The sequence below is a fragment of the Halogranum amylolyticum genome, assembly GCF_900110465.1.
Taxonomy (GTDB): Archaea; Halobacteriota; Halobacteria; order Halobacteriales; family Haloferacaceae; genus Halogranum; species Halogranum amylolyticum.
Genome location: NZ_FODV01000044.1, coordinates 1 through 13,524, shown reverse-complemented (window position 1 = coordinate 13,524; position 13,524 = coordinate 1). Strand labels below are relative to the sequence as shown.

The window sequence follows — 13,524 nt, the reverse complement described above, 5'->3', positions numbered from 1 at the left end:
GCGTATGTGTTTAGCCCCGGATCGATTTCGTTAGTCTCTCGGAGAGGCCACCCAACTGGTGTAGTAGATCAATGCAGCAGGCAAATGAGTCCACTACCAAGGGATGGTCTCCGGACAGGAGACCATCCCGTCCTGCCTGCTCATGACCTCCTCTGATCCTACCAAGGAGAAGATCCTTGCCCGCCTTGTCTCACTCGAGGAAGAAGTTGAACAGCTCCGAGAAGAAAACGAACAGCTGCGACAGGAGAACAAGCGGTTGAGAGCCAAACTCCGGTGGTACGAAGGGCCACACACACCACCGAGCAAGGAACAATCAGATCAAGAGAAGTCGTCCTCGTCCGATGGGGACGAGGACGACGAACAACCGCGTACTGACGGTGGGAGTCCTGGTCGAAATCTCGGACACGATCCCGAGTGGCGAACCGCACCGAACCCAGATCAAAAGCTCGAGGTTACCTGTGATTGCTGTCCGGAGTGTGGCGAACACTTTGACGAGTCGGCGGGCGTCAGCCCCCGACTCGTCGAGGAGGTTCCTAATCCACAGCCTCCCGAAGTCACCCAGTACAACCGCCATTACTACGAGTGCCACTCCTGTGGAACCCAGACTGTTGCTTCACACCCCGACTGCCCCGATGAGGGGCAGTTCGGGGTGAACGTCATTGCTCAGTCAGCACTTTCTCGGTACGACTATCGTCTTCCCTACCGAAAGATCGCTGATCGCTTCGAGCAACTGCATGGACTCGAACTCTCGGGGGCATCCGCGTGGCACGCGACCGAGCGCGCTGCGCGCGCCGGTCGCTGCGAGTACGAACAGATCCGCCAGCAAATCAAAGACGCTGACGTCGTCCACGTGGACGAAACGGGCGTCAAACGCGACGGTGAACAGGCGTGGATCTGGACGTTCAGGACCGAGGATCATACGCTATATGCGGTCAGAGAGAGTCGCGGACATGATGTTCCCGTGGAAGTCCTCGGCGAGGACTTCCCGGGAACGGTTGTCTGTGACGGCTGGACAGCCTATCCGGCCTTCAGCAGCAACCTCCAGCGGTGTTGGGCACACATTCTCCGAGAAGCTGAAGACGCAGCTGAGGATTTTGAGGACGCAGAACCGATTTACCGGAAGCTCAGGCAGACATACGTCGGTCTCCAGGCTTGGCTGGAGACCGACCCAACTACTCGTGAGCGAGCACAGATGCACCGATCAAGCGAGAGCGGGCTCAGATCGCTCGTTGAGCGATCAGTAGCGGACGAGCCAGTGGCAACACTGCTCGGAAAGATCGAAGGCGGGATCGATCACTGGCTCACCTTCGTCGGTGAGCCAGCGATCTCGCCAACGAACAACGCCGCAGAGAACGCGCTTCGTGAACCAGTCGTCCTTCGGAAAATTATCGGCACGCTCCGGAATGAGCGTGGCATGTTCGTCCATGAGACGTTGCTGTCCCTGCTGGCGACGTGGCGCCAGCAGGGACGCAACCCCTACGAAGAACTCAAGCGCGTCGTCAAAAGCAACGAGATGATTTCACGAACTCACGCTGTGCCTGCGGTTGAACCTTCGAGGTAAACACGTACTGAAGCGCGATGACTCCTTGATGCCGCTCCACTCGCAATGTATCCTTCCACGGCAAAGAGGCCCATCGAAAGGAGAATAAGCGGCACCATGAGCGTGTTTCCTGTGTACAGCCACGGCAGCTGGCTGATTCCAATGGGATTGGTAGCGAGCAGATAGTTGAATCCCCAGAAGATACTGTAGGTGATACGCGGGACGACAGAACTCATACTGAACCAGAGAGTGACGCCGAAGAGAAACCCGCCGAGAAGCCCAGTCACGAGGCCATGAATCGCGCGTGTGTGCCATCCCCCACTAGTAAACCGTCCAGTCACAAGTCCCCCAATCAGCCCAGTCAAAAGGGACAGAACAACTCCTACCCACATGAGTGCCCCCGGGAGTGACACGAAGGTCGCCACGAGGATCGCCAGCATCTCAACCAGAACACCGACTGCAATGGCATATCGACGTCTCATTGTCGATTCGTGTGACGATTGGGATGAAGACCACCCGCGAGGATCAGGAGAAGTGGTCGCTTTCGTCGAATCAGCCCCCCGTTATCGACGTAGGTCAGCATCACGTCGGTAGTGAGGTGACGATGCTACATAACAGACTCGGCGTTCATACAGCGACAACTCATCAAGTATCCACTAGAGAATACTCCCCCATCGTCTACAGCAATACGAGTGTCCCGTCGTCGATATCACAGGGTTTGCGTCCGTAAAACGCTCGACGAAGGGTCGCAGCCTACTCGATCGTCTCTACGTCGGGCGTGGCCCCTCTACCAATCCTGCGAGCTGCTTGAGCGAGTCGGTCCACCCAGCGTGGGAATCCTCGGGCGGGATAGCTTCGGGTATACCCTCTTGTCGGACCGTGAGTGCGGTTCTCGCGCTAAAGCCGGAGGAATCCCGAGCGTTGGGATATTACGATTTGCAGTCTCCCTGCTCTCTCGTGTTGAACGACCCGCTCTCGCGGTCGAACAGGAAGACTCCGGGCTGTGCCAACTAGCCGTTACTCATATCCCCTGTCGGAGGACTTTGAGTTATCTTTCTGCGGATGTTCACCGCACCGTTCACGTCCGCGTTCATCGTTGTCTCGCACGACGAACAGACGTATAGACCGCGCTCCAGACGGTTGCTATCACGAATCTGCCCACAACACGAACACGTCTTACTCGTGTTCTCCTCATCTACACGATCAACGAGGATGCCGTGTTCCTCGGCCTTGGGCCGTGTTTAGACGCTAGCGAGAGGCGGTATTGCCGAGGATTATGAGTGAATGAAGCGGGAGTGAGTTGAGTATGCCCACCCAACTCGCCCGCTTCACCGACAATTGCGTCGATGAACGTAATTTGGGCAGTTTCGAGAGATTGTCCTAAAGGCAGCTGTCCGGAACCTTGAACGGGCAGTGAGACTCTGAATCCTGCAATTTCACGCGTCTAAACAAGGCCGAGAGCGCATCTCGGTTACCTAGTTTCTACTGAGAAGCGGGACCGTGAAGACAGACTATCGGTTAACTGAAACGCGAGTACAGTCTGGTTCTTGTATGCAATGGCTGGATGCACTCGTTCGCCCTCTCGAACGGTATGCGGATGCGCTCTCCGCTAAAAATCACGGTATCGTCGCCTTTGTGTCGTTTTGCATCTTTGTCGGGGTAATTGCTCTGGGGTTCGTTCCGGTAACTCGCCGAATCGAGACGTCCGGCTATTCCACTGCAGATTTGCAGGCCGCGATGACCCGGGCGGAAGTGGACACGATATTGCAGGCCATCGACCCAGTAATGGAATCGGTGATGCTTCTCTCCGTCCTCGATTACGTCTTCATCGTCGCAGGGTTCTTGTTGTTTTTCTCACTCCATTCGATCTCCCTGAAGGCACTGGCAGGCTACGACAGGCTAGTCCTGATACCGAAGATAGGGATGGGCCTGACAGTCGTCTCTCGACTTCTCGATTCTCTGGAGAACCTCTGGGTCATCCTCATCTACACGAATCCCGACGATTACGCGACCATCCTGATCAGTCTCATGAACAGCTCTGAAGCGTTGAAGTGGATAGTCGTCAGTGTCGAATATCCGATGCTCGGTATCGCCATCGCGCTTGCACTGCTGACACGGTTTACCTCACTGTTCGACGATCGCTCAGAGAGCCCACAGTAGGCAGGACTGAAATCTTCAATCGGTGAGAGGTTTCAGTAGCTGTGCTGAATAGAGTGCGCATGTCTCGCAACTTTCGATTTTTCCAACGAACGACGTGGTTCTGTTGTTGATGGGTAACCAACGAGACTACCGGTTGTTCTGACAACTGGATTTATGCTCTCTATGACAGCTATCTCTAGATATGCGTCGCCGTTCAGTGCTCGCCCTCCTCCCCGCCAGTACAACCTTGTCTATCATCTCGATCACTGGGTGCTCAGAACCGGTTGGCATGACGGATAGCCCGGGAGAACGAGCCACGATTCGGATAGCTAATCAAGACGACGTGGTTCACCATGTAGAGGTTGAGGCAGGAATCGCCAAGGAGACCGTCGTCTCGAAGATGGTTCAACTTGAAGCTGGTGAGTCGATAGATCTGAAGGAAACACTGCCTCCACCCTCAGGGAGACAACGATACCACGTGACCGTTCGACTCAACGATGGCATCCCGAAGAGTGATTCGCACGTCAGAGATGACGGGTTCAACATTCTCAAGCTTACAATCGAAACAGGGGTGAATATCGAGTGGATGGATGCCACATAATCAGGTCAGCGTTTTAACTGAGCCACGCTGCTGAATACACTCTCTGAGTGTTACACGCGAAATATGACAGCAATCGTGGATGTCACCACACCAAGAAGTCAAGAACACGTCTGCGTCACGTCCAGTGGAACGTCGTCACTCGTCTTGGACTGCCTTCAGGTCAAGTCGTGGAGCAAACGATTCGTACGTTTCGTCACTCGAGACGATAGTGTCACCATCAGATTCGACGAGATGGAGCGCATCGAAGGGTGTAAACCCGTGATCTTCGACGTAGGTCGCAGCTGCGACGACTGTATCCACGTCACCGCGCACCTCCAGCAGGGCAGCCACATTTGTGATGACTCGTTCAGTATCTCTTCCTTCACGGTACGCAACCATGAGAAGTTCAATGAGTGTGAACTGGGACGTCCACAGTTCGTTCTGATGGTCTCGGTAGACCGCCTCTGCGGCGTCACCGAGCCAGTCTTCGTCTTTGATGAGTGCCAGAAGGAAGTCCGTTTCTGCGTACATTTAGCGTCCAGCCTCGTCTAGCGCTGCGTCACGTGCTTCCTGCCGGAGTTCGTCTGCCGTCTTCTCAACGTCCGCGAACTCAGAACGGAGGGCATTGAGCGGATCGTCCTCTATTGGAACTAACTTGATACCGTCATGAAGTTGAACAATATGGTAGTGTTCCCCATATCGTTCTCTAATTTCTTTAGGAAGCGTGAGACGACCACGACCGTCCAGCGTTGCCTCAGACATACTCTCATCTATGGTGGGTAGATACAAGAACTTTCCCCAAATACAGGTGACCTACCCACTCAGATGGGCTCGTATCGTTTGCTGACTACACCCTCTAAGTGTTGCACGTCGCTTTTGACAGCATCCGGTGAGGTTTCTGCGGGCGTGCTGAACTCAACGCGCGAGTCGGTCAGCGGTGGATACAACGAGTACGGTTCTCGACGCGGGCCACACGCGAGACGATAGTGACACAACTATTTTAGCGGGTCCGATCTCCAGCACCGGTGTGTCTCAAACCGAGCGCACCTCTTCCTTCGCAATGCGGTTCGGCGTAACGCTGCTCGCTGGCATTCCCGGAATCCTCGCCCTCATGGGGTACCTTTACCTCACGACGCCGCCGACGGCAGTCACTGCCGGACTGTCGCTTTCTCTCTTCGCTGTATCCTCTGGTGTCAATTCGCTCCTCATACTCGTCGTTATGTGTCTGATCGGTACGTATGCGGGCCCACGAGTGGGATTACAATCGTACCTCACCGACCAAATGGGGACAGGTGACCGAATCTGGCGACGCCTCCGTCCCGAGGTCAGCCTCGCCGTCGGCGTCGGCGCCCTCGGGGGCATACTCATTCTGGTTCTCGACGTTGTGTTGGCGCCGTTCGTCGCTCAGGACCTACCCCAATCCGCAATCGGGACGACCGAACCAACCGTGGCGAACGTCCTCGCGTACGCCCCGGTCCGCTTTCTCTACGGTGGTATCACGGAGGAGCTCCTGCTCCGGTACGGGCTCATGTCGGCGCTCGCGTTCGTCGGCTGGTACGTTACTGGTCGTCGGTCGGACGGTCCCAGTTCGGGGGTCATGTGGACCGCGATCGTGATCTCTGCCGTGCTGTTCGGTATCGGTCATCTCCCGGCGCTTGCTCAATCCGTCGGCTTAACTCCGGCACTCATCGCCCGAACGGTCCTGCTGAATGCGATCGCAGGTGTCCTCCTCTGGTGGCTGTACTGGCAGCGGAGCCTCGAGGCAGCGATGGTAGGCCACGCCGCGTTCCACGTCCCTCTCGTGATGCTCTCGCTCGTACAGGTCGCGCTGCTCTGACGGCGTTGTGGACGGATACTATTTTGAGATTATACTAGTATACCGCCTGTATGGAGGTCACGAAAGCTCAACGAGAGATCCGGTCGGTGTATATCAACGGTGCCGTCGGGCAAGCTGTCTCTGGAGTGATTTGGTTGTTGTCGGCTAGTCTCGGGACCTTTTTATCCGTTCAAGCTGGGGTGATTTCACTATTTGTCGGTGGGATGTTCATTTTTCCACTCACACAAGTCGCACTCCGGCTCAGTGGTCGATCGGCCACGGTCAGTAGTGAGAATCCGCTTGACGGGCTTGCGATGCAGGTCGCCTTCATCGTCCCGCTGCTGATTCCGGTTATCGGTGCGGCGGCCCTTTACAACATCAACTGGTATTATCCTGCGTTCATGGTTGTCGTCGGCGTCCACTATCTCCCATTTGTGTTTCTGTATGGCATGAAGGCGTACGCTGTCTTAGCCGCGGTTCTGATAGGGGGAGGGGTGACGATTGGGTGGACACTACCGGATAGTTTCGCTGTTGGTGGCTGGGTCGCTGCAATCGCTCTGCTCGTATTCTCACTATACGTCTGGCGTCATGATTGACCTGCCGGGCATCAGCTTTCCCTCGGCATTGCTGAGTATAATACGCTCACTACCCGTACAGCTACCTAACGGCTGTTGCAGTAGAGAGAGTGTCGCACTACTAGAGTTTCCAACAGAGCCGCACTGTGCAGATCGGCGGTGAGCGACCGACGTTGAGCGAGCCTGCTGGGTCGGTCGCTACAGCCGCCCCATGTCCGGCCTAGGCGGACGAGAGTGCAACGTAGCTCAGCCCGAGCAAGATGGTATTGTAGGTAGCGTGGACCAGAATTGGGACCGCCAGATTGCCCGTCCGTTCGTAGAGTGTCCCAAAAATGCTCCCGACGACGGCGATCATGAGCGCCCCGGCGATGATCGCGACAGGGTTCCCAGAGTAGTTCGCCAGGTGCAACGAGCCGAAGAGGAGGCTCGCCCCGACGATGGCAGGAGCCGACCCGAACCGATCACGGAGCCGACCCTGAATGACACCCCGAAAGACGAACTCCTCGACCGGCGCCACGACGACGATCGAGAGGGCGGCGAGCCCGAGGAGGTACGTCGGATTCGTCGCCGCAGTGTCTCCGATGACCGAGGAGGGGAGGAGGCCGAGGGTCGTGAGTGCCACGGAAAGGATGACCGCCGCGGCAATGGCTGCGACCACCCCGACGACTACGTACCCCAATTCTCGGAGAGAGGGGAGTGTGATCGGCACGGAGAGGTCCCGGTAGCGGTAGTAGAGGTATCCGACGCCGAACATACCGAGCTGTCCGACGGCAGTGGCCCCGACGAGAATCGACGTGGTCTCGATGTCGTAGCCGAGCGCGATCAGCGGTGCGATGAAGACGACGCCCGCGACGAGCGCAATCACGAACGTGAGGACGGTGAGCCCCAGCATCTCGAGCACCGTCCGCGGCCCGGACTGGGACTGGTAGGTTGCTCCCATACTGGACGACGAACGACGAGGCCCCTAAGCCTTGGCAAACCATCAGCCGTTAGGTGATTCTACGAGTGGCGTTTTCGCGGTCAGAACGAGGGCCTCCAGGGCGTGATTCGGACTCCGACGGCTTGCGGCAGCCTCCGACCCTGTGGACTGCTGGTACTGGCTGAATCTCCCATCTAGGCCACGAGAAAAGGTCGCCACGAACCAGAAGGACCGGTCGACGACGGGGATGCGTCAGGTGTTTCGAATAACTCCGTCAGTTCGAGTCGAGCGACTCTGCCCACTCGACGAAGTTGGCGAAGACGATCATCACCACGATGAAGAACACGAGGAACACCCCCCATGGAAGAAGTTGAATTGCCCCGAGAAGGCTAGCGAGACGAATAGAAACGCAGCTACTGCGGCAATAGATCCTGCGAGATACATCCGTACTTACGTCTCCATACGTTCGAGATAACCTCTGAGACAATAACGTAATGGGACGATTTCATCACCTCTCTCCGATACTCGGCGCAAGAAATGGAGACGAGCAATGGGCCCAGTTTATCGGTCAAATCACACTGACGCTTCCTATCGGGTGTCCGTTGTGTCTCACTTGGACTGCCGTTATGAGGGGATGACATATTTCGGGAAGGGGGTCGATAGTGCCCCTAACGCCCTCCATGACAGCCATCGACACCACCGCCCTGACCAAACACTACGGCGAGACCATCGCCGTCGATAGCCTCGATCTCGCCGTTCCCGAGGGGACAGTCTACGGCTTTCTCGGCCCGAACGGCTCCGGCAAGACCACGACGATGCGGATGCTCACTGGCCTGACAACGCCGACCAGCGGCAGCGCGACTGTCGCCGGAGTCTCCGTCACCGACCGTGACGTCCTCCGCCCACGTATCGGTTACCTCCCAGAGGAACCACCACTCTACGAGCAGGCCACGGCGTACGAACAACTCGAGTACGTCGCCGGACTCCGGGACCTTCCCCAGCAGGACACCCAGGATCGCATCGACGAACTTCTCGACCGACTCGGGCTGTCGCCGAAGGACGCCGCGACCCGCATCGCCGACTACTCGAAGGGGATGCGCCAGAAGGTCGCCTACATCCAGGCGGTCCTCCACAGCCCCGACATCGCCTTCCTCGACGAACCCACCTCGGGCCTCGATCCCCGCGCGGCTCGGACCATCCGCGAGCTCATCCGCGAACTCACCGATGACGGGACGACGGTCTTCCTCTCGACCCACATCCTCCCGGTGGTTGAGGAGATCGCCGACACGGTCGGCATCCTCTACGAGGGGCGACTCGTCGCCGAGGACACGCCCGACCAACTGACTCAGCGTGCCGAGACCGGCGAGACGCGGACCCTCGAAGACGCGTTCCTCGAACTCACGAGCACCGACCCGGCAGCGGAGGCGTCCGTGGAGGCGAGAGATGGCTGAATCCGGCTGGCCACGACACGCCATCCAGGTCGGCGTCTTCGAGTTCCGGCGCACGGTTCGGGCCATCTGGCAGGACAGGTCCCGGGCGTTCCTCATGGCCGCAGGCCTGGTGTTCCCGTCGCTGATGCTTGTCGGCTTCCTCTACCTATTCGCCGATGCAATCCGGGGCGCCGGATCATTCACGCTCCCCCCGGTTGCTCGCGGAACTGTCGCGCTCCTCTGGCTGTTCGGCGTGTTCATCGCCACCCAGCGCGTCGTCTCCGCTCGCCCGCGCATCGACGCCGAACCGCTTATGCTCACGACCGTCTCCGCCCGGACGGTCGTTGGGGGGCTGTTGGTCGCCGAGACGCTCCGCGTGCTCGCATATCTTGGCTTGCCGGTGCTGGTCCTCACGGGCGGTGCAGTCTACCTCTTCGCCTCGCCAGTGAGTGCCGTCCTCATTCCGCTAGCGGCAGTTCTCCTCGGTCTCACCGCCGTCCTCGTGGGGATGGCGCTGGGTTACGCCGTCGCGCTGTTGATCGCCACCTCCCCGTTCGTCGCCCGCCACAAGACCATCCTCGGGGGCGTCGCCGTGCTCCTCGCCATGGGGGGCTACCTCCTGGTGATGCTCCCTCAGTTCGGCGGCATCGGCCAGGAGACGCTCGCGGTCCTCCCCGTCGGGTGGTTCGTGGACCTCGCCGTCCTCGGGAGTCCCGTTCGTGGCTCGACGATCCGGGCTGGCGTCATCGTGGGCGGAAGCCTCGTCGTCGTCCTCGTCGGCATCGCTCTCGTCGAGTGGGAGGCGACCCGGCTCTGGTTCATCGACCCCGTCAGCGGCGAAGAGGAAACGACAGCGTCCCCCGACCGTTCCGACACCGATGGGACGCGGACTGCGCTTGCCGACGCTATCGCTCCGGTCGGGATTCCCCGGAGTATTCCCCAGCCGGTTCGTCGCGTGGCCCAGTGGAGCGTCCTGCGGACGCGTCGGGACCCCCGACGACTCAACTTCCTGTTGCTCCCCGTGGTGATGGTCGGAAGCGGGCTGATCAGTTCGAGCGCACAGCTCGACTCGGTTTGGTCCCTCCTCGCGCCAGCTGCCGCCGTCTTGCTCTCCTGGATGGCCGGCGCCACGTTCGCCATGAACCCGTTCGGGGACGAGGGGCCCGTCCTCTCGACGACGCTCATCGCCATCTCCGGCTCGGCGTACGTCCGTGGGCTGATGCTCCCCGGCCTCCTGTTCGGGTTCCCACTCGTTGTCCTCGGGACAGCGGGCGCCGCGCTGGCCGGACCGTTCGAACTCCCGGTCGCCGCCGGGCTCGTCGCGGTCAGCGTCCTCGTCACGCTCGTCGCCGTCACCACCGCCCCCGCAGTCGGGATGTGGTTTCCCCGGTTTAGCGCGATCAGCATCGGACAGAGCCGTGACGTGATTCCTCCACGGTTGCTAACGACGGCCCTCCACTTCCTCGTCGTGACGGGCCCAGGGACACTGCTGGCCCTCCTCCTCATCGACGCCCAACTCGCCCGTGCGCTCGTCGCTGGTATCGTGGGCTTTCTCCCGGCGGCGCTTCTCATACTCGCTGCCGGGCGTGACGGAGGCGTCCTCGCGGACCTTGGGACGTGGTTTCAGGGCATCGGGACCAGGGTGCAGGCCATCGGGGTCGAAAGGTTCCAGCTTGGGGCCAGTGGACTGCTCGTGATCGGCGGGATCGTCGTCGCAGTCGTTTCGTACCGCTTGGCCGTGCGGCGGTTCGACAGCTACTCGCCGCCGACGTGATATGCCGGAGCAATTCCCACGAGGAGGTCGGCATCTCGGCAGCTCGTGGTTGATAGGCCCTCGGATCCGGAGAGGTAGGTGAGTGAAGCCGGACCCCAGAGACTTTGGCCGCTTCGGTCGTTGCCCCGCCCGTGACCTCCGCGTTCGAACAGTACGGGACGGGGAGTGGAATCCCGTTCGGTGTTGGTATCGGTGCGTGAGCGGCGGTACTCTCGGGGGTGGGTGAGCAACTCGCCGTCGTCGCTGGATTCGGGATGATCGGCGGACTCGTCTTAGGGGGCTTCGCAGGCCGGTTCACTGCCGAAAATCTCGACCGGTCCAACTGGGAGCTCCGTGTGGTGGCATTCACCCTTTCGCTCAGAACGATCATCGGCACAGGATTTCAACAGAGTCAGTGCGGCAGGAATCTCGGTGCCGTCACTGGCCCAATGAACTATTCTCGGCGAGTCGCCTCGGACATGGTCTCTCGAATCGCCGTCGCCAATTCGTCGGAGCGCTGGCTCCCGACCAGCAGATCTCGGTCGTCGGGCCGCGTCAGGAACACACCGCGCGAACCACGAACGTTGTACGCGATCGCTCCTAGACGCCAGCGGATTCCCCACCCACCGTACTCCCGGAGGGGTCGGTACGTCGTCGCCTCGACGGACTCGATCGCCGGCCAGGGCACTCGTCTGAACGAGCGGTGAAGTGGAGCGAACCTGATGTAGAGGCCGTCGTCTCGGACCTCGATGACGAGTCGGAGCGACCACATGAACCCACCAACTGCTCCGGTGAGGGCCATCCCGAGCGGCCCACTTCCAACGACGGTTACGAGACCGACGATGCCAAGCAGGACCCAGAGCCACCACTGTCGGAACCGTTGTTCTTCGAAGAAGACAACCTGGTGTGACACAGCCGTAAATAGGGGTGTGAAGGGTAAATTGCCCGTCTTCCCGGCGATATCGTCCTGGGTGTACAAATCGTCTTCATCAATCTGCCATTTAAATAGTGTCGGTGAAAATGTAAACCTATGTCGGGCCGATCACACGTCTCCAAGTCACCTTCGGCCACACGTCGTCTGGGGGCCCTCGTCAATCACGATTCTGTCGTAGTCAGGTTCGTCGCCTTCTGGAGCCTCTGCTTTGCCCTGTTTCTTGCCGCATGGACGGTCTCGTACCTGTTCCTCCCCGAGGGCCTGCTCCGCCGTTCGGGCGGTCCTGGACCAATTTCGACGACAGCCGATTCGGTCACGATGGAATTCCTGTCGATATTCGCCTGGAATCTGGGGTTCAGTCTCATCGTAATCGCGGCGAACACGTTTCGGTCGATTCGGACACCACTTGGGTATCTGGTCGTCCTCGTCATGTGGGTTCAGGGGTCAATTATCTGGGGCACGAACTCGCTTACAATCCAGACAGGGCGACTCGCTCCCTCGCTGTCGGTCATCCTGAACCGGAGCGGTGTCTACGAACTCACAGCTCTCGTCGCCATCGCAGTCGCAACTCGCGGTGTCATGGTTTGGCACCAGGCGTCGGGGCCACGGTGGCGCGAAGAGTTCGAACGGGTTCAAGGTCCTCGGGAGTGGACTATTGAGCGTCGTGAAGCCCTCGTCCTTGTCGCAGGACTCGTATTACTGGCGCTAGCGAACTACCGAGAGGCCCTGATGATTGTTGCTACAATGAGTTGAGAGTAATTCAGGACTTAACTGCTGTGCAGCATAAAGGACGTATAGCCAACACCGTGGAATTGTTGAGTACGGCTACACCGATTGCTCACTACAGAGTAGGCAGTCATCCGAGAAATATTCATTGAAGTTCGTTGGTTCTATTCCCCTTATGTCTGCTGTGTTGAATAGGGGTACGGCGTCGGGATCAGAGCGGATCACAGAGTTGTTCGATGTTGATGATGGCGAACATCAGGACGATTTCACGGAACTCTCGATACCAGGTTTGCGCTCGCACGGCATCGCCGAGCGAGCGCTTCACGGACGAATACGACGTTTCAGCCATCCAACGCTGGGTGTAGCCACGTTCTCGAATGAGCGCGTTGTTGCTGACCGCGTTCGCAGACGATCCACGGTAGTGAATCAACGGTTCCACGCTGAGGCTGTAGAACTCGTATTCAGAGTGCCAATCCTGGAAACCGTTATCGGCAGCGACCGTCTGCAGGTCGTCCGCGTTCCGGCGGACGACCTGCGGCCCTGATTTCGTATCATGCGGCCACTGCGCGTGGCACTGCACGTCAAGAACAGCGAGTGACACTGTATCGGTCAATGTCGTTACTTTCATCGTCTCAACCGTCTGGTTCGACCGATCGAGATAATGCGCAGAGGCGTGGCCTCGATCGAAAAACGTGCTGTCGAGAGCGGCGAATCCAGACTGCGGGTGTTGCTGCGCTGAAACGCGCAGCAACGCCCGCCACACCCACATCTTGAACCGATCGAACGACTTGTTCAGCGTCGTGTAATCTGGGACGTCGCTCCTGTTCAACTCAAGGACGTCCCGTATGTCACCCATGTACTTCAGCCGATTTACGGTTTCTCGGAAGCTATGCTCCTCTTCGAGCCGAAACCCATGAATAACGACGTGCTTCCAGCGGGCGAACCCGCCGGTGGCGGGCTCGCCCGCGTGCTTTCCCAAGGCTTGTTTGGCTAGGCGCTTGAACCACTCAACGAAGTCGAGGAGATCGACTTCCACCATACCCGACCTCCTCGGCTTCATCCTTACTGATTTGACGGTCTATCCCGACGCCGTACCCCTATTCAACACAGCA

General features: G+C 58.9%; 14 protein-coding genes and 1 pseudogene. 7 read left to right on the top strand and 8 right to left on the bottom strand.

Going from position 1 to position 13,524, the window contains the following annotated elements:
* Positions 1-142: 142 nt before the first annotated feature.
* Entirely contained in the window at positions 143-1,561 is a 1,419-nt protein-coding gene (gene tnpC / locus BSG17_RS25350) for an IS66 family transposase (RefSeq protein ID WP_089827638.1), read from the top strand.
* On the opposite strand, the gene BSG17_RS25345 is transcribed toward tnpC, so the two are convergent.
* Both BSG17_RS25345 and BSG17_RS25340 read right to left on the bottom strand, forming a co-directional pair.
* Positions 1,528-1,980, bottom strand: coding sequence for a hypothetical protein (locus BSG17_RS25345; protein ID WP_244531719.1), 453 nt, complete (start codon positions 1,978-1,980; stop codon positions 1,528-1,530). The genes tnpC and BSG17_RS25345 overlap by 34 nt on opposite strands.
* A gap of 489 nt (positions 1,981-2,469) precedes the next feature.
* Positions 2,470-2,772, bottom strand: a pseudogene (locus BSG17_RS25340) (zinc ribbon domain-containing protein); the annotation flags it as partial.
* Between the two features lie 319 nt (positions 2,773-3,091).
* Between BSG17_RS25340 and BSG17_RS25335 the strand changes: the two are divergent.
* Both BSG17_RS25335 and BSG17_RS25330 read left to right on the top strand, forming a co-directional pair.
* On the top strand, positions 3,092-3,700 hold the full coding sequence (locus tag BSG17_RS25335; protein ID WP_170864963.1) for a hypothetical protein: 609 nt from the start codon (positions 3,092-3,094) through the stop codon (positions 3,698-3,700).
* Between the two features lie 268 nt (positions 3,701-3,968).
* Positions 3,969-4,280: a hypothetical protein gene (locus BSG17_RS25330; RefSeq protein ID WP_139246820.1), complete on the top strand. Its 312-nt coding sequence runs from the start codon at positions 3,969-3,971 to the stop codon at positions 4,278-4,280.
* A 135-nt stretch (positions 4,281-4,415) separates the two neighbouring features.
* Here BSG17_RS25330 and BSG17_RS25325 read toward each other — a convergent pair whose 3' ends face one another.
* Entirely contained in the window at positions 4,416-4,790 is a 375-nt protein-coding gene (locus BSG17_RS25325) for a type II toxin-antitoxin system VapC family toxin (protein WP_089828135.1), read from the bottom strand.
* Positions 4,791-5,021, bottom strand: a complete 231-nt coding sequence (locus BSG17_RS25320) for an AbrB/MazE/SpoVT family DNA-binding domain-containing protein (protein WP_089828134.1) — start codon at positions 5,019-5,021, stop codon at positions 4,791-4,793. It lies immediately after the preceding gene.
* Positions 5,022-5,286: 265 nt separating this feature from the next.
* On the opposite strand from BSG17_RS25320, the gene BSG17_RS25315 reads away from it, so the two are divergent.
* Both BSG17_RS25315 and BSG17_RS25310 read left to right on the top strand, forming a co-directional pair.
* Complete coding sequence (locus BSG17_RS25315) at positions 5,287-6,096, top strand: CPBP family intramembrane glutamic endopeptidase (protein WP_211609346.1); 810 nt, start codon at positions 5,287-5,289, stop codon at positions 6,094-6,096.
* 50 nt (positions 6,097-6,146) lie between these two features.
* Positions 6,147-6,671 carry a DUF7010 family protein gene (locus BSG17_RS25310; RefSeq protein WP_089828132.1) on the top strand — a complete coding sequence of 175 codons (525 nt, stop codon included), beginning with the start codon at positions 6,147-6,149 and terminating at the stop codon, positions 6,669-6,671.
* 199 nt (positions 6,672-6,870) lie between these two features.
* On the opposite strand, the gene BSG17_RS25305 is transcribed toward BSG17_RS25310, so the two are convergent.
* Positions 6,871-7,590 (bottom strand): CPBP family intramembrane glutamic endopeptidase, encoded by a 720-nt coding sequence (locus tag BSG17_RS25305; protein WP_089828131.1) that lies wholly within the window; start codon positions 7,588-7,590, stop codon positions 6,871-6,873.
* Positions 7,591-8,249: 659 nt separating this feature from the next.
* Between BSG17_RS25305 and BSG17_RS25300 the strand changes: the two genes are divergently transcribed.
* Positions 8,250-9,020: an ABC transporter ATP-binding protein gene (locus BSG17_RS25300; protein ID WP_089828130.1), complete on the top strand. Its 771-nt coding sequence runs from the start codon at positions 8,250-8,252 to the stop codon at positions 9,018-9,020.
* Positions 9,013-10,773 (top strand): hypothetical protein, encoded by a 1,761-nt coding sequence (locus tag BSG17_RS25295; protein ID WP_089828129.1) that lies wholly within the window; start codon positions 9,013-9,015, stop codon positions 10,771-10,773. Before BSG17_RS25300 ends, BSG17_RS25295 begins: the two co-directional genes overlap by 8 nt.
* A 433-nt stretch (positions 10,774-11,206) precedes the next feature.
* Here BSG17_RS25295 and BSG17_RS25290 read toward each other — a convergent pair whose 3' ends face one another.
* The 3 genes from BSG17_RS25290 to BSG17_RS25280 form a co-directional block, all read right to left on the bottom strand.
* Positions 11,207-11,665: a hypothetical protein gene (locus tag BSG17_RS25290; protein ID WP_089828128.1), complete on the bottom strand. Its 459-nt coding sequence runs from the start codon at positions 11,663-11,665 to the stop codon at positions 11,207-11,209.
* Between the two features lie 182 nt (positions 11,666-11,847).
* Positions 11,848-12,117: a hypothetical protein gene (locus BSG17_RS27405; protein WP_170864961.1), complete on the bottom strand. Its 270-nt coding sequence runs from the start codon at positions 12,115-12,117 to the stop codon at positions 11,848-11,850.
* 506 nt (positions 12,118-12,623) lie between these two features.
* Positions 12,624-13,448: an IS5 family transposase gene (locus tag BSG17_RS25280; protein ID WP_089827775.1), complete on the bottom strand. Its 825-nt coding sequence runs from the start codon at positions 13,446-13,448 to the stop codon at positions 12,624-12,626.
* Positions 13,449-13,524 lie beyond the last annotated feature (76 nt).